We start from the raw sequence: 20,616 nt of genomic DNA, 5'->3' as shown, positions 1-20,616 counted from the left end.
GTTCTCCTTCAGCCCAGCTTGCCTTCGGCCAGCCACTGACGTAATTGTTTTTTATCGACTTTGCCCACCGGCGTCAGCGGCAGCGCGGCAACGCACTCCACGCGATCCGGCAATTTAAATTCGGCCACGCCCTGCTCGCGCAGAAAGCGACGTACCGCGACGGCGCGCAGCGGCGAGGTCACCACCAGATAAGCGCAGCTCTTCTCGCCGAGCAGATTGTCTTCAATGCTGACCAACGCGGCGTGGATCACCGCCTCATGACGCAGCAGCAGGTTTTCGATCTCTTCAGCGGCGATCTTCTCGCCGCCGCGGTTGATCTGATCTTTTTCCCGCCCCTGGACGGTGATATAGCCATCTTCATCGATCGAAATCAGATCGCCTGAGCAGTAAAATCCATCGGCATCAAAGGCTTCCGCGTTATGTTGCGGGCTGTTGTAGTAGCCGCGGAAGGTATAAGGGCCGCGGGTCATCAGACGGCCCACTTCGCCGCGCGGCAGCGGGTTGCCATCGGCATCCGCTACCCACACTTCGTCGTCCGGGCACATCGGGCAACCCTGGGTGTTGATAATTCGCTGCGGGCTATCGTTGAGGCGGGTGTAGTTAACCAGCCCCTCGGCCATGCCGAACACCTGCTGCAGCTGGCAGCCGATTTCCGCCGGGATACGCGCGGCGAGCGTCGCGGACAGGCGCGCTCCGCCAACCTGCAACAGCTGCAGAGATTGCAGTTGCGCGTTGCCGCCCCATTCATGAATAGCCTGCAGCCACAGGCTGACCGCCGGCGGCACCAGAGAAGCGACGTTTATCTGATGCTTTTCAATCAGCGGGAAACAGAGCGTGGCGCTCGGGTCGGCGGCGAGGATCACCCGGCCGCCGGCAAGAAAGACGCCCAGTGAGCCCGGCGAGCTCATCGCATAGTTGTGCGCCGCTGGCAATGCGTTGAGATAGCGCGTATCGGCGTTAATACCGCAGATCTCGTTGCTGCGGCGGATACTGTAGTCGTAATCGTTATGGGTTCGTGGGATAAGCTTCGGCGTCCCGGTACTGCCGCCGGAGAGCTGGAAAAAGGCGACTTCGTCAGCCGGCGTCGGATTGGCGACAAAGTTATCCGCCGTGCGGTTAATTTCCGTTGCCAGATCGCGCTCGCCGCCGTCGTTACGCAGCAGCGCGACGCGCAGCGAAGGATGCTCAGCGATAAAACCATTAAGGAAACTATCGTCAGCAAACAGCGCGTGCTCGCGATCGGCAATCAGCAGCACCGGTTTAATCTGCGCGGCATAGGCGTTGAGTTCGCTGCGCTGGTGGCTAAACAAGGCGTTAACCGGAGCGACGCCGATACGCAGCAGCGCAAAGAAGGTAATGTAAAACTCAGCGACGTTGCCAAGCTGCACCAGCGCGGTTTCTCCGCGCTTAAGTCCCTGATGCTGCAGGGAGGACGCGAGGTTATCCACCAGCTGGTTAAACTGGCGGTAGCTAATCTGCCGCTCGCCGTCGATAATCGCCACGGCGTCATTTTGCGCATGACGGGTAATCAGATTGGTTAACGGCAGATCCTGCCAATAACCTTTTTGACGATAGCGGGCCGCAAACTCTTCCGGCCAACGGGTAAATGCAATCATCCTTGCCTCTTAATTCAAGCCAAATACGTTGAGCATGGTGGTCAATTTGACGCCGGTTTCGCGCCATTCGCCCAGCGGCGAGGAGGCCGGAACGATACCCGCACCGGCAAACAGGCGCAGCGAGCGTTGATGCAGGCGCGCGCAGCGGATGGTCACCACCCATTCGCCGTTGCCTTCGTCGTCGCACCAGCCGACGATGCCGCCAAACAGCTGGCGATCGAAGGGTTCGAGCTCGGCTATCAGCCGCTTTGCCACCTGATGCGGGAAGCCGCTCAGCGCCGGAGTCGGATGCAGCAGACAGGCCAGCGACATGGCGTTTTCTTCCGCCAGCGCCGTACCTTCGATCGGCGTCGCCAGATGCCAGAGCGTCGGGGTGGTAATCAGCTGCGGCGATTCCGGTAGCGACAGCTGACTGCTGCGCGGGCCAAGCACGCTCTTCATCGCCTGCGTGACCAGATCATGCTCATGGCGATCTTTGCCTGACGCCAGCAGCTTGTTGCCCGCTTCCCGATCCAGCACATCGTCAGGCTGACGGCGGGCGGAGCCGGCCAGCGGCAGCGAACTGAAGTGCAGCCCTTCTTTACGCAACAGCAGTTCCGGACTGGCGCCCAGCAGTACCCCGCCGTCTGACAACGGGACATGGAAGTTAAAGCTCGCCGGGTTCTGGGCGATCAGCCGTTCCAGCAGCGCGCCGCTATCGACCCGGTCGCGGGTAGTGATATCAATCAGCCTGGAGAGCACCACTTTGTCGACTTCGGGAGTCGCCGTCAGCGCGGCGGCACGTTCTACCATCGCCAGAAACTCGTCCTGCTCCGGGATCTCCTGACGATCGACAACATCCATCGCCTTGAGCGGCGCCGCGTAACGCGCGGACTGTTGTTTGTCGGTACGGGAGAAAGATTCCCAGCGTTCGGGGATATAGAGTTCGGAAGGCTGATTGGTGTCGAACGGGATCGCCCCGACCATGACCGGCTTGCGGATCCCCGCCGCGCGGGCTTCGGCAAATGCGGCCGCCATTTTCTGCTGAAACTCGCCGTTCAGCGAATCACCACCGACTGCAGGTTGGGAAAAACGGCTAAAACAGCCGGTGGTACTGAAGCTGCGGTACGGCGACATAAAGAAGAAGCTTTGCGGCGACAGGGTCTGCGTTTTTTCCTGTACATCCTCAGCCAGTGACGTTTCCATATCATCCTCCAAAAACGATAAAGATATTAAGAATAATTATCATTTATATTTTTGTTGGCTAACCTAAAAGGTATTGCTCTCCTTGTCAACCGCACAAACAGCAGGTTATGCGACTTAAACTTGCATCCGGGTTACACAAAGTTGAAAATGAGACGTATTTACTACAACTGACTCAGGATGCGAATTCGTGAATTTTGCCACTTTTTGCCGTCGTACTTTACTCGCCAGCGGGCTGTGCCTTTTAGGAATTACCTCAGCGCTGGCGGCGGACTGGCCGCGTCAGATCACCGACAGTCGCGGTACCCATACGCTGGAAAGCCAGCCGCTGCGCATAGTCTCAACCAGCGTCACCCTCACCGGTTCGTTGCTGGCTATTGATGCGCCGGTGGTCGCCAGCGGCGCGACCACGCCGAATAACCGCGTGGCCGATGCACAGGGCTTTCTGCGCCAGTGGGGCGATATCGCTAAAAAGCGCAAACTAGCGCGACTGTATATTGGCGAACCCAGCGCCGAAGCGGTAGCGGCGCAGATGCCGGATCTGATCCTGATTAGCGCCACCGGCGGCGATTCCGCGCTGGCGCTGTACGACCAGCTTTCGACTATCGCGCCGACCCTTATCATCAACTACGACGATAAAAGCTGGCAGACGCTTCTAACCCAATTGGGACATATTACCGGTCATGAAAAGCAGGCGGACGCGCGCATTGCCGAGTTCAATAAACAGCTCGTTTCGTTAAAAGAGAAACTGAAGTTGCCGCCGCAGCCGGTCACCGCGCTGGTTTATACCGCCGCGGCGCATAGCGCCAATATCTGGACGCCGGAATCAGCGCAGGGTCAGATGCTGGAACAGTTAGGCTTTAAGCTGGCGACACTGCCGGGTGGTCTGCACGCCAGCCAGAGCCAGGGTAAGCGTCACGATATCGTGCAGTTGGGCGGCGAAAACCTGGCCGCCGGAATTAACGGCGAAAGCCTGTTCCTGTTCGCCGGCGACGAGAAAGACGCCGGGGCAATTTACGCCAATCCGCTACTGGCGCATTTGCCAGCCGTTGCTGCAAAGCGCGTTTATCCGCTGGGGACGGAAACCTTCCGTCTTGACTACTACAGCGCCATGCTGGTGCTACAACGTTTATCGGCGCTCTTTGCCTGATTCTCTTCCCGGCCCTGGGGCCGGGATCTCATTTCACATCATCAACTACATCATCCTTTTGTTATAAAATAACTTTTTATTGCCTTCCCCACTTGAGACCTCATCGGCGCCTCACGCGAATCATCATCGTTTGAGGTGTTGTTTTGTGATTAGCCATCGCCGTCGCGTTCCTCGAATATCTGCCCCACACCACTTGAGGTGGACATTCAACTCATAAGGAAATTACCGTGACGACAAGCAAATTGATTAAGGGCGATACCCTGACCGAAACCAGTAACGCTGCTGATGGTTTTAACCCGGCAACAGAAGTCAGCAACTACAGCTATACTTCGGACCGCGTCGCCAAACCGGTGTATAACAAATACAAAAGCGCAACCAACAAACCTAAAGTATTCGGTTATTACACCGACTGGTCTCAGTACGATGGCCGCCTGCAGGGCAGCGATGCGAAAGATAACCGCGGCCGCGGCTACGACCTGACTAACGTCTCCCCTACCGCTTACGATAAAATCATCGTTGGCTTCGTCGGCGTAACCGGCTTCCATAAAGTGGATGGTCAGTGGCGTGATGTGGTGGCCGAAGGGGCAGAGCAGTGCGGCAAAGTGAAATATGAACCGACCTTCCTTGATCCGTGGGGCGATTTCCAGTCTTACGTTAACGTTGGCCACAGCGTCAGCGGCTGGGATGTTGATCCGAAAACCGTAACCCAGACAAACACCAAAGGCCTGCTCGGCGGTCTGCGTGACCTGCAGGCGAAAGCCAAACAGCAGGGCCACAACCTGGTGCTGTCAATGAGCATCGGCGGCTGGACCATGAGCAACGGTTTTCATGAAACCGCGGCGTCGGATTCTGCCCGTAAAACCTTCGCCAAAGGCGTGGTGAAACTGTTCAAACAATTCCCGATGTTCAGCGAAGTGGATATCGACTGGGAATACCCGAACGCCGAAGGCGCCGGTAACCCATACGGCCCGGAAGATGGCGATAATTACGCCCTGCTGATTGGTGAACTGCGTAAACAGCTCGATTCCGCCGGCCTGAGCGATGTCAAAATCTCCATTGCCAGCTCCGCGGTAGTAAAAACGTTTGGTTATTCCAACGTCAAAGCGCTGATGAATGCCGGTCTGTACGGCATCAACGTCATGACCTATGACTTCTTCGGCACCCCGTGGGCGGAAAGCATCACCCACCACACCAACCTGAAAGCCATTGAGCAAGGCGACTGGGCGATTAATACCATTGTTGAACACCTGCTGGCGGAAGGTTTCCCGGCTGAGCGCATCAACATCGGTTACGCCGGCTATACCCGTAACGGCCGCAATGCCGAGCTGGAATCGCTGTCGCCGCTGAAAGGCACCTATAACCCGGGTAACGGTACCACTGTCGGTACATTTGAATCCGGCACCAACGAATGGTATGACGTCATTTATAACTACCTGGACCTGGAAAACCAGAAAGGCCGTAACGGCTTCAACGTCTACACCGACCAGGTAGCTGATGCTGACTTCCTCTACAACCCGGAATCCAAACTCTTCATGTCGCTGGATACCCCGCGCACCGTCAAAGCCAAAGGCGAATACGCTGCCAGCCTGGGGCTGGGCGGTCTGTTTACCTGGACTATTGACCATGATAACGGCGTGCTGGTTAACGCCGCCCGTGAAGGTCTGGGGTATGAAATCGCTTCTGAAGTTATCGATATGGACCCGTTCTATTTCGAAGGCATCAACGTTGTGCCTGCTGATGAACAGGATGACGATAAGTCAGAAGATGAGCCAACCGAACCAACGGTAAACCATGCGCCGGAAGCGGCGATTGAAATGATGGTCGTAGGCGGCTCTCGCGTTCGCCTGTCCGGTGAAAAATCATCTGATGAAGATAGCGACGAGCTGAGCTACAGCTGGGGCGTGCCGGCAGCGATTGATGTCGCTGATAAAACCGCCGCGGTCATTGAGTTCGACGTACCGGAAGTCACCGCGGACACTGAATTTACTTTCACGCTGTTCGTTCGCGATACCTGGGGCGAACCGTCAACCCAGCAGCGCTTTATCCTCTCCGTGGTCGTGGCTTCCCAGAATGGCCAGAGCGATGACAAGCCAGCCGATGAGCCGGCTGATGAACCGGCTGACGACGAAAAAGATGCCGATGACGTGCCGGCAAAGGATGATGACGTTGTTCCTTCTGACGATGCCGCCGCGCCTTACCCGCAGTGGAATGCCAATACTGTTTATGGCGGCAACTGGGGTACCTTTGAAACCGTGAGCTGGAAAGGCCATAACTACCAGGTGAAATGGTGGTCTCAGGGCAACCAGCCGGACCTGAACTGCGGCCAGTTCGACGTCTGGAAAGATCTCGGCGCGTACTAAGTGTTATAAGTGAAGCCAGGCCCCGGAGTAATCCGGGGCCTTTTTGCTATTGTTGCATTTAACTTTCGCTGACCATCTCCGGACGCTGAAAACGGCGTAGCTCGCGCAATAAGCCAACCAGTAATATTCCCACAATCACCAGCGCCCAGCCGCTGGCGCTGGCCGAAGCCACCGGGGTCATTACCGCCCCTAACCCCCCCAGCAGCGCCGCGCCAATAGCATCGCCGGTCACGTTCTGCGCGGTCCACAGGCCATTAATGCGCCCCAGCATATTTTCCGGCGTTTGCGTCTGAATCAGCGTGTACTGCAGCAGCGAACTTATCGCGCTCAGCCAACCAAACAGCGCCAGACAGAGCGCGCCCAGCGCCCAGAACGGCATCACGCTGAATAGCGCAATCGCCACAAACGACCCCACCGTTGTCGTCAACATCAACGCCCCCGGCCTGGCGGTATGCGCCAGTTGTCCGCTGGTTAACGCACCCAGCGCCGCGCCAAGCGGAATGGCGGCGTACAACAGGCCAATCTGCGAATTTGACATCTGCCAGCCCTCCGCCAGCGCCGGATAAAGCACCCGCACCGCGCTGGCCATCGTCAACAGGCCGCCGAGCAGCGCAATACCGCCAATAAGCGGGCTATTAAAGAGAAATTTAAGCCCCGCCAGCAGAGATTTCAGCGGATGCTCGCGCGGCTGCGGCGGCGGAGGCAGCAGCGGCAGACGCAGCAGCGTCAGGGTGGTAATGAACGTCCCCGCCGCCGCCAGGCCGTAGTTCCAGGCCACGCCGCCGGTCGCCAGCAGCAACCCGCCGATCATCGGCGATATCACCGAACCGAGACGCACGGTCAACATGGTGATCGCCCCGGCTTGCATCAGGTTTTCGCGGCCCACCAACGCCGGCGTCGCCGCCAGCAGCGCGGTCACCCCTAAGGAGGCGAAGAAGCCATCCCAAATCCCCAGCAGGTAAATGGCCGCCAGCGACGGTTCCGGCAGCATGGCGTTCAGGCACAGGCCGACGAAGCCCACGCCGCAGGTGCCACGCGCCAGCAGGATCAGGTGTTTACGCTCATAACGGTCGGCCAGCACGCCGCCAACCATCAGCCCAACGAACATCGAACAACCGGTCAGCATTACCGACAGTCCGACCTGCCAGGTCGAGTGGGTCATTGTCTGGATTTGAACCGGGATCGCCACGCCTAGCAGGCCAAGCGACAGGATCGAGATAAAGCGAGCGATAAAGACGGCGCGGAACGCCGGATGGGTGCGCAGGAGGCTGACATCAAGCAGCCGGGAAGGTCGATTCATGCAAGGGCCTTGTCGTTATTTTTCATACCATTTTTATGGTTTCTCATGGTAACATACCTGAATAAAATCGATAACGATAATTACTATCATTATCATATCAGGGATTTGAACTATGTCGTTTTCTACGACCACGGTGCGCGCCGTCGCCGTGCCGGGTCTCTTGTTACTTTTGGCTCTTGCGATTGCGCTCAGCCTGCTTATCGGCGCCAAACCGTTGCCGCCTTCGGTGATTATCGATGCCTTTTCCGGCAGTTGTCAGAGCGCCGACTGTACCATCGTACTGGATGCCCGCCTGCCGCGTACGCTGGCCGGATTGCTGGCCGGCTGCGCGCTTGGCCTCGCCGGCGCGCTAATGCAAACCCTCACCCGTAACCCGTTGGCCGACCCGGGCCTGCTCGGCGTCAACTCCGGCGCCAGCTTCGCCATCGTGCTCGGCGCGGCGCTGTTCGGCATAACATCGCCGCAGGAGCAGTTGCTGATGGCCTTCTGCGGAGCCTTCGCCGCGTCGCTACTGGTCGCGTTTACCGGCAGCCAGGGCGGCGGCCAGCTCAGCCCGGTGCGCCTGACCCTCGCGGGCGTGGCGCTGGCGGCGGTACTGGAAGGTTTATCTAACGGCATCGCCCTGCTCAACCCGGACGTGTATGACCAGCTGCGCTTCTGGCAGGCCGGCTCGCTGGATATTCGCACCCTGCAAACGCTGAAAATAGTCCTGCTGCCGGTGCTGATTGCCGCCGTGGTAACCCTGTTTCTTAGCCGGGCGCTGAACAGCCTGAGCCTCGGCGCCGACACCGCCACCGCGCTCGGTAGCCGGGTCGCACGTACCCAATTGATCGGCCTGCTGGCGATCACCGTCCTGTGCGGCAGCGCGACGGCGCTGGTCGGCCCTATCGCCTTTATCGGCCTGATGATGCCGCATATGGCGCGCTGGCTGGTGGGGGCGGATCACCGCTGGTCATTGCCGGTTACGCTGCTCGCCACCCCTGCCCTGTTGCTGTTTGCCGACGTGATTGGCCGCCTGTTGGTGCCTGGTGAACTGCGCGTTTCGGTGGTCAGCGCCTTTATCGGCGCGCCGGTGCTGATCTGGCTGGTTCGCCGTCAGCCGCGAGGAGGTGCGCTGTGATAGCTCCCTCCCGCCGCCTGATTTTCTGCTGCCTGCTGCTGATTTTCGCGAGCTTGCTGGTGTCCCTGTTCGGTCTGGGTAATGGCCTGGTGCCGCTCAGCACTGAACAGGTGATTTCCGCGCTACTCGGCGACGCACCGCGCAGCGTCAGCATGGTGGTCACCGAATGGCGACTGCCGCGCGTGCTGATGGCGCTGCTTATCGGCGCCGGGCTTGGCGTCAGCGGCGCCATTTTTCAGTCATTGATGCGTAATCCGCTGGGTAGCCCGGACGTAATGGGTTTCAACACCGGCGCCTGGAGCGGCGTGCTGGTAGCAATGGTGATGTTCGGCCAGAACCTAACCGCCATCGCGCTGGCGGCGATGCTCGGCGGCGTGCTGACCTCGCTGGTGGTGTGGCTACTGGCGTGGCGCAACGGCATAGAAACCTTCCGCCTGATCATTATCGGCATCGGCGTGCGCGCCATGCTGGTGGCATTCAATACCTGGCTGCTGCTGCGCGCGTCGCTTGAGACCGCCCTTTCCGCCGGATTGTGGAATGCCGGTTCGCTCAACGGCCTGACGTGGGGCAAAACCTGGCCTTCGGCGCCGCTTATCCTGTTGATGTTGGCGTGCAGCGCCCTACTGGCGCGGCGGATGCGGCTGCTGGAGATGGGCGACGATACCGCCTGCGCGCTGGGGGTTCGAGTCGAACGTTCGCGCCTGCTGCTGATGCTGGTGGCGGTGTTGCTGACCGCTTCCGCCACCGCGCTGGCCGGGCCTATTTCTTTCGTCGCGCTGGTCGCGCCGCATATCGCCCGGCGGATAAGCGGCACCGCGCGCTGGGGATTAACCCAGTCGGCGCTGTGCGGCGCGCTGCTGCTGGCGCTGGCCGATTACTGCGCTCAGCGCCTGTTCATGCCTTATCAGTTACCGGTCGGGGTGGTCACCGTCAGCCTTGGCGGTATCTACCTCATCGCGTTATTAATTCAGGAGTCCCGCAAAAAATGACCGCTGTCACCTCCCGTTTGCGCGGCGACCAGTTGACCCTGGCCTACGGTAAAAAGACCATCGCCGAATCGCTGAACGTCACAATTCCTGACGGCCATTTTACGGCGATTATCGGCCCCAACGGCTGTGGTAAATCAACCCTGCTGCGTACCCTTAGCCGTCTGATGACGCCGTCCAGCGGACACGTTTATCTCGATGGCGAGCAGATCCAGCACTACGCCAGCAAAGAGGTGGCGAAGCGGATCGGCCTGCTGGCGCAGAATGCCACCACGCCCGGCGATATCACCGTACAGGAGCTGGTGGCGCGCGGGCGCTATCCGCATCAGCCGATGTTTACCCGTTGGCGTAAAGAGGACGAAGCAGCGGTAAATAACGCGATGCGGGCGACGGGTATTGTCGACCTCGCGCTGCAGAGCGTGGATACCCTCTCCGGCGGCCAGCGCCAGCGGGCGTGGATTGCAATGGTACTGGCGCAGGAGACGGCGATTATGCTGCTTGATGAGCCGACGACCTGGCTTGATATCAGCCATCAGATCGACCTGCTGGAGCTGTTAAGCGAGCTGAATCGCGAGAAGGGATATACGCTGGCGGCGGTACTGCACGATCTCAATCAGGCCTGTCGTTACGCCACCCATCTGATCGCCCTGCGCGACGGTAAGATCGTCGCCGAAGGCGCGCCGAAAGAGATCGTCACGGCGGATCTGATTGAGCGTATCTATGGCCTGCGCTGCACGATCATCGAGGATCCGGTAGCGCATACGCCGCTGGTGGTGCCGCTGGGACGCCGATAATCTTTTCTTTACCATCGCATCCCCGGCTTGCGCTGCGCTGAGCCGGGCTACCAAAAACGGGTAGCCCGAGCTCTACCGTTACCCCAGAATCTCCCGCACTACCGGGCCTATCGCTTCAAAGGCCTGCGGCGAGATAATCTCGACGTGGGCGCAGTTCTGGCTGAACACCTCCAGCTCGCCAACCCACGGCCCCCATGCGACCTGCGGATCCATCCCTTTCTGGCGCGTTTTCTCCGCCACAAATAGCGTTGCCTTACCGTCAAACTTCGCGCTGTGCGCGGTCGTCAACAGGCGCACCGCATCGGCGTAGTTACCTTCAATCGCGCTGAACAGCTCGCCGGAAGCCTGCCCCTGCTGCGCGGCGAGAAACGCTTCGCGCTCGCGGGCGATTTCCGCCAGCACCTCGGGATCCAGGCCGTTCGCCTCTTTCTCCGCCCAGTTTTGCGTCTCCGGCGGCCAGGTATCGAGCAGGCCAAGGAACGCCACCTCTTCGCCGCGCTGGCGTAAACGGGCGGCAATCCCCTGCGCCAGCGTTCCGCCGAGCGAATAGCCAAACAGATAGTAAGGCCCATGCGGCTGCTGCGCTAAAAGCGTGCGCAGATGATGCTCGCAGACCTCGTCGAGGTTGGCGGCGGAGGCCATGGGCCCCGTCGGACGCGGCGACTGAATTCCGGTAATCGACCAGCGCGGGCTAAGATAACGCGCCAGCACGCTGAACTGCCAGGCAAAACCGGAAGCCGGATGGAAGCAGAACAGCGTCGGACCATCGCTCTCGCGCAGCGGCAACAGCGCATCAAAGCCAAGACGCTGCGCCTGCTCGTCGCTCAGGTCGGAAGCCAGCAGCGCGCTCAGCTTGCCGACCGTCGAAGCGACCATCACCTGCCCCGGCGTCACCTGCCGCGCCAGCTCGCGGCTAAGCTGCGCCGCCAGCCGCATCGCCAGCAGCGAATGGCCGCCGAGGGCGAAGAAATCGGCGTCGATATCATTTACCTCGCAGCCCAGCAGTTGGCTGAACGCCGCGGCAACGGTCAACTCGGTAGCCGATTGCGGCGGGCGACCGCTGCGCTCGCTGCTTAAGGAGGGGAGCGGTAGCGCTTTACGGTCCAGCTTACCGTTGGCGCTGAGCGGGAAGGATTCCAGTTGGATCAGCACCACCGGCACCATGTGCGGCGGCAGCTGTTCGCTAAGACGCGCCTTCAGCGCCGCCACGTCCAACGGCTGGCCGGACTCGCTCACCAGATAACCGACGAGCTGACGGGCATCGCCGCCGGTGGCCGCGGCCTGATTGAAGACGCAGGCGTGGCACACCGCCTGCGCGACGTCCGGCAGCGCCGCCATCACCCGGTCGATCTCGCCAAGCTCAATGCGCTGGCCGCGAATTTTCAACTGATCGTCGCTGCGGCCAAGATACTCTACCGCCCCGTTATCCAGCCAGCGCGCCACATCGCCGGTGCGGTACATGCGCTCGCCGGGAGCAAACGGGTCGGCAATAAAGCGGCTGGCGGTCAGATCCGGGCGCCCCATATATCCCTGCGCCAGCTGAATGCCCGTTAAGTACAAATCACCCGCCACGCCCGGCGGCACCGGGCGCATGGTGGCATCAAGAATACGTAATCCAGTGTTCCATACCGGCCAACCGATGGGCACGCTGTTGCCGGTGACCGCCGCCAGCTCTGGCCCACAGGCGGGATACCAGCTGACATCCACCGCCGCTTCCGTCGGCCCGTACAGGTTATGCAGCGGCGCGCCGGTTAAGCGTTCCCATTCGCGACACAGTTCCGTCGGCAGCGCTTCGCCGCTGCAGAAAACGCGTTTTAGCGTCCGGCAGGACGACACATTATCGCTATCCAGCGAGGCGACAAACGCCGCCAGCATCGACGGAACAAAGTGGGTGGTGGTCACGCCGTACTGCGCGAAGAACCGCTGCATCGCCTGCGGATCGCGATGCGCCTCCGGCGCCGCCATCACCAGCTGCGCGCCGGTCATAAACGGCCACCAGAACTCCCATACCGAGACATCAAAGCTGCACGGCGTCTTCTGCGCCACCACATCGGCGGCGGTTAACGGATAGTGATTTTGCATCCACAGCAGGCGGTTCACGATGGCGGTCTGGCCGACCATCACCCCTTTCGGCCGCCCGGTGGAGCCGGAGGTGAAGATGATATAGGCGGTATGTTCCGGTTTTGACAGCGCCAGCGGCGTATCATCTTCAGCGGCCAGCGGCTGCTGATAACACAAGCTGCTCAGCCCAGGAATATCGCTAAAACGGGCCAGTTGATCGTCAGAGGTAATCAGCAGCGAAGGCCGCGCATCTTCCAGCATCATCCGCAGACGGTCATCCGGGTAGCCGGTGTCCAGCGGCAGCCAGGCGGCGCCGGCTTCGACAATGCCGTGCAGCGCCAGCGTCAGGAAGACCGAACGCGGTAAGGCAACCGCCACGCTATCCCCCGGCTTCACGCCGCGTTGCTGCAGCAGGTTGGCCAGCGCCACCACCTGCTGGCGCATTTCGCGGTAGCTAAAGCGCCAGTTGGCATCCGCCAGCGCCGGGGCATCCGGCGTTTTCCGCGCCTGTTCCGCCACCAGCGCGCTGAGGGTGGTGGTCGGCAGCGGCATCGCGGTATTGTTGATCAATGCCAGCTGCGCGCCTTCTTCCGCCGACAGCATCTCCGCTTCGCCGCAGCGCAGCGCCGGATTGGCGGCAAACTGCGCCAGTAACGATGTCAGACGCGATACGTGGCGGTTCAGCGTCGCCTCATCGTAGCGTGCTTTGTTGGCGAGGATCTCCAGCGACAGGCCGCCGCGTTCGTCCGGGAACAGTGCCAGCTCGAGGTCATTCACCGGGCCGGTGGCGAGGGTATGCGTCTGCGCCTGCACGCCGTCGATATCCAACTGGTAATCAAAGACTTTGATGTTCAGCACCGGGCCGAACAGCGGTTCGTCGCCCGCCGCTTTGCCGCTATCGCGGACAATTTGCTCAGCATCGTAGCGCTGATGGCGGCGCATTTTTTTCAGCTGCCCGGAGAGACGCGTCGCCAGCTGCGCCAGCGTCTCCTGCGCGTCGATATTCACCGCCAGCGGCAGTACGTTGAGTACCGGGCCGGTGGCGGTCAGCGCCGCCGATCCCATGCGGCGCATAAAGATAAAGCCAGCCGCGTAATCCATGCGGCCGCACAACCGTCCCAGCCACAACGTCGTCAGCGCCAGCGCCAGATCGGCACGCTGGCACTGCGGCGCGCTGGCGGCGAGCTGGCTGAAGACAGCCGGATCGGCCTCCAGTTTCAGGCGCCAGATATCACTGCTGGTCGCCCGCCCGGCCAGCGGCGCGTCAGATAGCGAAGCCGGAGACGGCAACGCCTGACGCTGCGCCTGCCAGAAGGCTTTATCGCGCTGCCACGCCTCGCTGCCGTAGTAGCGCTGATACTCTTCCACCACCTCGGCGAACGGGGTAAACGGTGAATCCGGCGTCTCTTCCCCGCGTTGCCAGGCGCGATAAATCGCGGCGATCTGGCGGGTAATGGCCGGGAAGCTAAAGCCATCAACCAGCAAATGGTGATAGCGCTGATACCAGTACCAGCAATCGTCGCCAACGCGCATGAGCTGATGGCAGACCAGCGGATTACCGCTATCGACACGCAGATTCTGCCCGAGATCGCTTTGCATCAGGGCCAGCGCGGCCATGTGCGGATCGGCCTGCTGGCGCAGGTCGACGTTTTGCGGCTCGGCAAACTCGCGCGCGTCATCAACCCACTGCCACGCTTCGCCGTTATCTTCGCAAAAGCGCATGCTCAGGGTATCGGCCTGCTTAAGCCCGGCGACGATAGCCTTACTCAGCAGCGCCGGATCGAGATTGCCGCGCAGTTCAACATAGTGGGCAACGCTCCAGGCGCCGGGTAGCGTAGAGAGGCGTTCAGCCATCCAAATCCCCGGCTGCGCCGCAACCAGCGGTAAACGTGTACTCATCGAAAGCTCCTCAGGAGGCGTAGTGCGCTGGAATAAGGGTTGACCAGTTGGCGGCAAGCCAGGCGTTACAGGCCTCTAATGACTGCGGCGGACACTCCACCGTCCAGCCTGTCGGCAGCGCGCAGTGATGCGGCCACAGGCTAAATTGCCCCTGTGCGTTGCGCAGAATGTAAAACTGCCCTTGGGGATTATCGAAGGGGTTGCTGAATTGCATCTCTCACTCCTCGTTAAGCGCGTGTTGTTGCCCGCGGCGCAAAGACTGCCACAGCTGGATAAGCCCGGACGTCAGCCCGCCGCGCCAGCATAGCGCGTCATGCCCGCCGTCAACCTGGCGCCAGAAAATGGACGGCGTGGTCTGCCGCAGCTGCGCGAAAAGCGCCTGGTTGGCGCGAAAAATAATCGGTTCGCGCACGCCGGCTTCCAGCCAGATACGCAGCCCCTGCGGCCGAAGTTCGCCGCGCTGCAGTTGTTCAAGTATCACCCCCGGCTGGCTACTGCCGCGCTGCGGCCACCAGTACGACCCCGACTGGCTCAGGACGCAGCCAAAACGCTGCGGCCAGTGGAGCGCGGCATACATCGCCGCCAGACCGCCAAAGCTCTGCCCCGCCACCACCGTCCGGTCGGCGCGATCGCTGAATGGCGCCACTGCCTGCACCTGCGGCAGCAGTTCTTCCTGTACCGCCAGCCAGAAATCACGGTTGCAGGGCAGCTCGACGCTGCGGTGTTGATTGTCGATAACGTCGATCAGCACATAGACCGCCGGCGGCAGGCGGCCTTCCCGCGTCAGCCCCGCCAGCGGCGCAAAAATCGGCATGCTTTCGGCCCAGAACTGGCCGTCAAGCAGGATCGCCAGCGGGCGATCCGTCCCACTGCCGATGGTGTAAATCCACACTCGTCGCTGGTTACCTAATCGCTGGCTGCGCCATTCAATACAGCGCGGCGCAGGCGAAACCGGCTCGCGATAATGCCAACCCGGCTGTTCCGGCGCCTGCGGCAGTTCCAGCGCCGAGACCGCGTGGCCGCGTCCCCCCTTCCAGCTTTGCGGATTGCGGGGATCGGCAATCGCCCGCGGCAGCAGTTTGCGCCAGCCTTCGCGCAGCAGCGCGCGGTCCGGCGCTTCACCGTTAAAAAGCTGCGGTGAAAAATCGTCGTCGCGTTCGGAGGGAATAAAACAGTAGCTGCCGCGCCAACTGGCGGGGAGCGTGGTTTGCCAGCGCCAGGCATCGGTACCGGGGATGCGCTGCAGGGTTTGCGGCGCCGCGTTGTGGTGATGATCGGTGACGCCGGTAATGTAAATCCACACCCGCCGAATCGGCGACGTGGTTTCGCTGCCGGCCGGATCGCGCCACCAGAAGGTCACCCGATATGCGTCGCCCAGCGCCTCAGTCTGCGGGCCGGCGATCCCCCGCCACCAGTCATCACTTCCCGTTATTTGCATTCCGTCAGTAACCCTATGTTTACCGTGATTTTTATCAACAAAGGTAATATTTATTGATAATATTATTGATAACTATTTGCATTTGCAATAGCGTATTAACGCGCCTATGGGTAGCGCGTCTTCTCATTACATTAAATCAAGGTCAGAGAGGGTCTTTTCTGAGCGTTTGGCTCGGTGGGCTACGGAAAGCGTTCACCTTCTACTGGCTACATTTATGCCGTCTCCCCTCCCGGTGGGAAGGGGCTTCTGGGGAAAGCGGCAAAGAAAAGCGGAACTGACTTACAATGAATAACAGGATTAAGTCCCTGGCCTTAATGGTCAATCTGGGTATCTACGGGGTGGCATTCCCGCTGTGCGCGGCAGAAGAAACCACCGACAGTAAACAAGCCGCCGGTGAAGAAACGATGGTCGTCACCGCCGAGGTGCAAAACCTGCAGGCGCCGGGCGTTTCGACCATTACCGCCGATGAAATTCGCAAACGTCCGCCGGCGCGCGACGTCTCTGAAATCATCCGTACCATGCCGGGCGTCAACCTGACCGGCAACTCCACCAGCGGCCAGCGCGGCAACAATCGCCAGATTGATATTCGCGGCATGGGCCCGGAAAACACCTTAATCCTGATTGACGGTAAGCCCGTGACCAGCCGTAACTCCATTCGTCTCGGCTGGCGCGGCGAGCGCGACACCCGCGGCGATACCAGCTGGGTACCGCCGGAAATGATCGAACGTATTGACGTTATCCGCGGCCCGGCGGCGGCGCGCTACGGCAACGGCGCGGCGGGCGGCGTGGTCAACATCATTACTAAAAAATTCGACAACCAGTGGCATGGTTCGTGGAACGCCTACATGAACATGCCGGAGCATAAAGACGAAGGCGCGACCAAGCGTACCGACTTTAGCCTCAGCGGCCCGCTGGGCGGCGATTTCAGCTTCCGCATGTATGGCAACCTCGATAAAACCCAGGCTGATGCCTGGGATATCAACCAGGGTCATCAGTCTGAACGTACCGGCATTTACGCCGATACCCTGCCCGCCGGGCGTGAAGGGGTAGAAAACAAAAACATCAACGGCGTGGTGCGCTGGGATTTCGCGCCGATGCAGTCGCTGGAATTTGAAGCCGGCTATAGCCGCCAGGGCAACCTCTACGCCGGTGACACGCAAAACACCAACAGCAACGCTCTGGTGAAAGAGAACTACGGTAAAGAGACCAACCGTCTCTATCGCAATACTTACTCCGTGACCTGGAACGGCGGCTGGGATAACGGTGTGACCACCAGCAACTGGGCGCAGTACGAACACACCCGCAACTCGCGTAAAGGCGAAGGTCTGGCGGGCGGCACCGAGGGGATCTTCAGCAGCAACCAGTTTACCGATATCGACCTGTCGGACGTGATGCTGCACAGCGAAGTCAATATTCCGTTCGACCTGTGGGTTAACCAGAACCTGACGCTGGGTACCGAATGGAACCAGCAGCGCATGAAGGACAACGCCTCCAATACTCAGGCTCTGTCTGGCGGCGAAATTCCGGGCTACGACAGCACCGGCCGCAGCCCGTATTCGAAAGCGGAAATCTTCTCCCTGTTCGCCGAGAACAACATGGAAGTGACCGATACCATCATGCTGACGCCGGCGCTGCGTTTCGATCACCACAGTATTGTCGGTAATAACTGGAGCCCGTCGCTGAACCTGTCGCAGGGTCTGGGCGACGACTTTACCCTGAAAATGGGTATCGCCCGCGCCTATAAAGCGCCGAGCCTGTATCAGACCAACCCCAACTATATTCTCTACAGTAAAGGTCAGGGCTGCTACGCCAGTAAAGAAGGCTGCTATCTGCAAGGGAATGACGACTTAAAAGCCGAGACCAGCATCAACAAAGAGATTGGCCTCGAGTTCAAACGCGACGGCTGGCTGGCGGGCGTCACCTGGTTCCGTAACGACTACCGCAACAAGATTGAAGCGGGATATGCCCCGGTCTATCAAAACAATAAAGGTACCGACCTGTACCAGTGGGAAAACGTGCCGAAAGCGGTAGTTGAAGGGCTGGAAGGCACGTTGAACGTGCCGGTCAGCGAGACGGTGAACTGGACCAACAACATCACCTACATGCTGCAGAGTAAGAACAAAGAGACCGGCGATCGCCTGTCGATTATTCCGGAATACACGCTGAACTCGACGCTGAGCTGGCAGGTTTATCAGGACGTTTCTGTGCAATCGACCTTCACCTGGTACGGCAAGCAGGAACCGAAGAAGTACAACTACAAAGGCCAGCCAGTCACCGGCAGCGAGAAGAACGAGGTCAGCCCGTATAGCATTCTCGGCCTGAGCGCGACCTGGGACGTGACCAAAAACGTCAGCCTGACCGGCGGCGTGGATAACGTCTTCGACAAGCGCCACTGGCGCGCGGGGAACGCCCAAACCACCGGCGGCGACAAAGGGAGTATGTACGGCGCTGGCGCTGAGACCTATAACGAATCCGGTCGTACCTGGTATATGAGCGTCAACACCCACTTCTGATGCCCCCCCTCAAAGAGCACGGACGCACCCCTCGCCCCTTCGGGTGGGGGTTAGGAAGAGGGGGAAATCTGCTGATTAGTCAGCTCGTTATCCCCCTCACCCCGGCCATCTCCCTGGGAGGGAGAGGGAGAAAAAGAACCCTCATTCACTTTTAAGCACGTTTGTCAGCAGTCTGACGCCCTCCCCATGGAGGGCGTTGTGCTTCAACCCCGTACTGACTTCTGTACTCGCACGACAATCGACGCCGCGTCAAAACCGTGATGTTGACGCAGCCAGCCGCGATCGGCGGCCGCCGCATACTCGCCATCCGGGATCCCCAGACGCTGCAAGGCAATCCCTGTCCCCGCTTCCGCCAGCACTTCGGCGACCAGGCTCCCCAGCCCGCCGTTGACGTTATGTTCTTCGACGGTAATAACTGAACGGCATGACTGCAGCGCCGCCAGCAGCGCCGCGGTATCGCAGGGTCGAATCGACGGCACGCTAACCACTTTAGCCTCAATACCAAGGTCGGCAAGCTGCTGCGCCGCCTCCACCACTTCGTGCACCGTCGAGCCGGTCGCCACCAGCGCCACCGCTTCGCCTTCGCGCAGGGTCAGCACCGCGCCGGGCACAAAACGGTACGCTTCGTCATGCAACTCCGGCAGCGCCTTGCCATCCAGACGAATATAAACCGGCCCCTGATACGCCAGGGCGTAGTCGATAATCTGCCGACATTCGCGCGGCGTGGAGGGGGCGAAAATCTGGATATTGCCGAAACCGCGCATTACCGCCAGATCGTCAATGGCATGGTGGGTACTGGCCAATGGGCCATAGCTGGCGCCGGCGTTGAGGCCAAAGAGCTTGACGTTGGTGTTGTTGTAGCAGACATCAACTTTAATCTGCTCGTTGGCGCGAGAGACAAGGAACGGCGCGGCGTTACAGGTCACCGCCACTTTACCGCCGAGCGCCAGACCCGCGGCGGTGCCGACCATGCTCTGCTCGGCGATACCGACGTTAACCAGCCGTCCGGGGAACTGCTTAATAAAGGGAGCGATCTTGGCCGTTGAGGTGGAGTCCGCGACCACCGGCACCAGATCGACGCCCTTTTCCACCGCGGCGATAAACGCCTCGACCATCACGTTCGCCAGGTGTTCTGCATTACTCATCTTTCAGTTCCTCCAGCGCCAGTGCGATTTCCTCGCCTTTCGGCACCCGGTGGTGCCACTCCGGGCGCCCCTGGATAAAGGAGATGCCCGCGCCCTTCGTGGTGTTGGCAATAATGACGTTAGGTTTACCGTTCTGCTGTAGCCCTTCGAGAGTCGCGACCACCGAGGCCATATCGTTGCCCTCGCATTCGCTGACCTCCATGCCGAAGGCGCGCCATTTATCGGCCAGCGGATCGGTATTCATAATTTCGCGGGTTGGCCCGGCCAGCTGAAGATTGTTCTTATCATTAATAATGACCAGGTTATCGAGGCCGTAATGGGCCGCCGCCAGCGCCGCCTCCCAGTTACTGCCTTCCGCCAGTTCGCCGTCGCCGGTGATTAAAAAGATGCGGCGTGAGCTGTTGCTTTTCTTCGCGGCCAGCGCCAGCCCCACCGCAACGGGCAAACCGTGGCCCAGCGCGCCGGTGTTGAGCTCAATGCCCGGCGTTTTCTGCCGCACCGGATGGCCGGGAAGATGCGAGTTCGCATGCTGGTAGGTCTCCAGCCAATCGATCGGGAAGAAACCTGCTTCCGCCAGGACGCAGTAGTAGCAGCCCACCGCATGGCCTTTCGACTGGATATAGATATCGCGCTGCGGGTCGTCCAGCCGATCGGGCGCCGCATTGAGCACACGGAAGTAGAGCGCGGTTAACAGCTCGACCTGCGACAGGTCGGCCCCGGTGTGCCCGCCAGCCGGACTATTGGCGTTTAAGCGGACAATGTGGCGGCGCACGGCGCGCGCTTTGCGCTCAAGCGTCTGGACATCAAATCTGTAGGGATTCATTTAATACCTCTGAATTTATTTTCAATATGGAATATTTATTCCGTCAGGGACTAAAAAAACCAGATATCCCCATGCCGGTGGTTAGCCTTCCGCCCCAGCGCCATACTCAGGAACATTCTGCCTCCCGCTCCAGGCGAAGCCCGGATAAACTCGTTGACTCAAAACCGCCTTGAATATATATTCAATGATGATTCTTTATTCGATTATGGCCTGGCTGTTTTGTTTTTGT

14 protein-coding genes are annotated in these 20,616 nt (G+C 60.1%); 6 read left to right on the top strand and 8 right to left on the bottom strand.

All coding sequences use genetic code 11. The features are described 5' to 3' along the window. Positions 1-8: 8 nt before the first annotated feature. Both entE and entC read right to left on the bottom strand, forming a co-directional pair. Positions 9-1,616, bottom strand: a complete 1,608-nt coding sequence (gene entE, locus PGS10_RS03150; RefSeq protein WP_047077900.1) for a (2,3-dihydroxybenzoyl)adenylate synthase EntE — start codon at positions 1,614-1,616, stop codon at positions 9-11. 9 nt (positions 1,617-1,625) lie between these two features. Continuing rightward, complete coding sequence (gene entC / locus PGS10_RS03145) at positions 1,626-2,801, bottom strand: isochorismate synthase EntC (RefSeq protein WP_047049358.1); 1,176 nt, start codon at positions 2,799-2,801, stop codon at positions 1,626-1,628. Between the two features lie 187 nt (positions 2,802-2,988). Between entC and fepB the strand changes: the two genes are divergently transcribed. Both fepB and PGS10_RS03135 read left to right on the top strand, forming a co-directional pair. After that, on the top strand, positions 2,989-3,948 hold the full coding sequence (fepB, locus tag PGS10_RS03140) for a Fe2+-enterobactin ABC transporter substrate-binding protein (protein WP_047049361.1): 960 nt from the start codon (positions 2,989-2,991) through the stop codon (positions 3,946-3,948). Between the two features lie 227 nt (positions 3,949-4,175). Next, a complete protein-coding gene (locus PGS10_RS03135) occupies positions 4,176-6,308 on the top strand; it encodes a glycosyl hydrolase family 18 protein (protein ID WP_047049363.1) in 2,133 nt (710 codons plus the stop codon). A 58-nt stretch (positions 6,309-6,366) separates the two neighbouring features. On the opposite strand, the gene entS is transcribed toward PGS10_RS03135, so the two are convergent. Further along, positions 6,367-7,608 (bottom strand): enterobactin transporter EntS, encoded by a 1,242-nt coding sequence (gene entS / locus PGS10_RS03130; protein ID WP_045392871.1) that lies wholly within the window; start codon positions 7,606-7,608, stop codon positions 6,367-6,369. Between the two features lie 112 nt (positions 7,609-7,720). On the opposite strand from entS, the gene fepD reads away from it, so the two are divergent. Genes fepD through fepC form a run of 3 tightly spaced genes read left to right on the top strand, consistent with a single transcriptional unit; the run spans position 7,721 to position 10,508 of the window. Continuing rightward, positions 7,721-8,728, top strand: coding sequence for a Fe(3+)-siderophore ABC transporter permease (fepD, locus tag PGS10_RS03125; protein ID WP_047049369.1), 1,008 nt, complete (start codon positions 7,721-7,723; stop codon positions 8,726-8,728). Next, positions 8,725-9,717 (top strand): iron-enterobactin ABC transporter permease, encoded by a 993-nt coding sequence (gene fepG / locus PGS10_RS03120; RefSeq protein ID WP_315709661.1) that lies wholly within the window; start codon positions 8,725-8,727, stop codon positions 9,715-9,717. Before fepD ends, fepG begins: the two co-directional genes overlap by 4 nt. Further along, positions 9,714-10,508, top strand: a complete 795-nt coding sequence (fepC, locus tag PGS10_RS03115; RefSeq protein WP_047049372.1) for an iron-enterobactin ABC transporter ATP-binding protein — start codon at positions 9,714-9,716, stop codon at positions 10,506-10,508. The genes fepG and fepC overlap by 4 nt, the downstream gene beginning before the upstream one ends. A gap of 78 nt (positions 10,509-10,586) precedes the next feature. On the opposite strand, the gene entF is transcribed toward fepC, so the two are convergent. The 3 genes from entF to fes are packed head-to-tail and all read right to left on the bottom strand — an operon-like array spanning position 10,587 to position 15,954. Then, positions 10,587-14,468, bottom strand: a complete 3,882-nt coding sequence (gene entF / locus PGS10_RS03110; RefSeq protein ID WP_316422440.1) for an enterobactin non-ribosomal peptide synthetase EntF — start codon at positions 14,466-14,468, stop codon at positions 10,587-10,589. Positions 14,469-14,478: 10 nt separating this feature from the next. Then, positions 14,479-14,682, bottom strand: coding sequence for an MbtH family protein (locus PGS10_RS03105; protein ID WP_045392859.1), 204 nt, complete (start codon positions 14,680-14,682; stop codon positions 14,479-14,481). Positions 14,683-14,685: 3 nt separating this feature from the next. Then, positions 14,686-15,954, bottom strand: coding sequence for an enterochelin esterase (gene fes / locus PGS10_RS03100; protein ID WP_316422559.1), 1,269 nt, complete (start codon positions 15,952-15,954; stop codon positions 14,686-14,688). Positions 15,955-16,190: 236 nt separating this feature from the next. Between fes and fepA the strand changes: the two genes are divergently transcribed. Beyond that, positions 16,191-18,419, top strand: coding sequence for a siderophore enterobactin receptor FepA (gene fepA / locus PGS10_RS03095; RefSeq protein WP_316422439.1), 2,229 nt, complete (start codon positions 16,191-16,193; stop codon positions 18,417-18,419). Positions 18,420-18,622: 203 nt separating this feature from the next. Here fepA and PGS10_RS03090 read toward each other — a convergent pair whose 3' ends face one another. Together PGS10_RS03090 and PGS10_RS03085 are read right to left on the bottom strand one after the other, a co-directional pair. Further along, positions 18,623-19,564: a transketolase family protein gene (locus tag PGS10_RS03090; RefSeq protein WP_316422438.1), complete on the bottom strand. Its 942-nt coding sequence runs from the start codon at positions 19,562-19,564 to the stop codon at positions 18,623-18,625. Further along, positions 19,557-20,387 carry a transketolase gene (locus tag PGS10_RS03085; RefSeq protein WP_047049382.1) on the bottom strand — a complete coding sequence of 277 codons (831 nt, stop codon included), beginning with the start codon at positions 20,385-20,387 and terminating at the stop codon, positions 19,557-19,559. The genes PGS10_RS03090 and PGS10_RS03085 overlap by 8 nt, the downstream gene beginning before the upstream one ends. Positions 20,388-20,616 lie beyond the last annotated feature (229 nt).

Origin of the sequence: Klebsiella sp. 141153 (genome assembly GCF_032601995.1) — a bacterium.
In the GTDB taxonomy this organism is placed as follows: Bacteria; Pseudomonadota; Gammaproteobacteria; order Enterobacterales; family Enterobacteriaceae; genus Klebsiella; species Klebsiella aerogenes.
Note: the sequence above shows the minus strand (reverse complement) of the source record. Positions and strands in the feature narration are given on the sequence as shown.

Bases quoted from the DNA above. Each gene is read 5' to 3' on its own strand.
- entE (WP_047077900.1), bottom strand. From the start codon at position 1,616: ATGATTGCATTTACCCGTTGGCCGGAAGAGTTTGCGGCCCGCTATCGT.
- entC (WP_047049358.1), bottom strand. From the start codon at position 2,801: ATGGAAACGTCACTGGCTGAGGATGTACAGGAAAAAACGCAGACCCTG.
- entS (WP_045392871.1), bottom strand. From the start codon at position 7,608: ATGAATCGACCTTCCCGGCTGCTTGATGTCAGCCTCCTGCGCACCCAT.
- fepD (WP_047049369.1), top strand. From the start codon at position 7,721: ATGTCGTTTTCTACGACCACGGTGCGCGCCGTCGCCGTGCCGGGTCTC.
- fepC (WP_047049372.1), top strand. From the start codon at position 9,714: ATGACCGCTGTCACCTCCCGTTTGCGCGGCGACCAGTTGACCCTGGCC.
- entF (WP_316422440.1), bottom strand. From the start codon at position 14,468: ATGAGTACACGTTTACCGCTGGTTGCGGCGCAGCCGGGGATTTGGATG.
- PGS10_RS03105 (WP_045392859.1), bottom strand. From the start codon at position 14,682: ATGCAATTCAGCAACCCCTTCGATAATCCCCAAGGGCAGTTTTACATT.
- fepA (WP_316422439.1), top strand. From the start codon at position 16,191: ATGAATAACAGGATTAAGTCCCTGGCCTTAATGGTCAATCTGGGTATC.
- PGS10_RS03090 (WP_316422438.1), bottom strand. From the start codon at position 19,564: ATGAGTAATGCAGAACACCTGGCGAACGTGATGGTCGAGGCGTTTATC.
- PGS10_RS03085 (WP_047049382.1), bottom strand. From the start codon at position 20,387: ATGAATCCCTACAGATTTGATGTCCAGACGCTTGAGCGCAAAGCGCGC.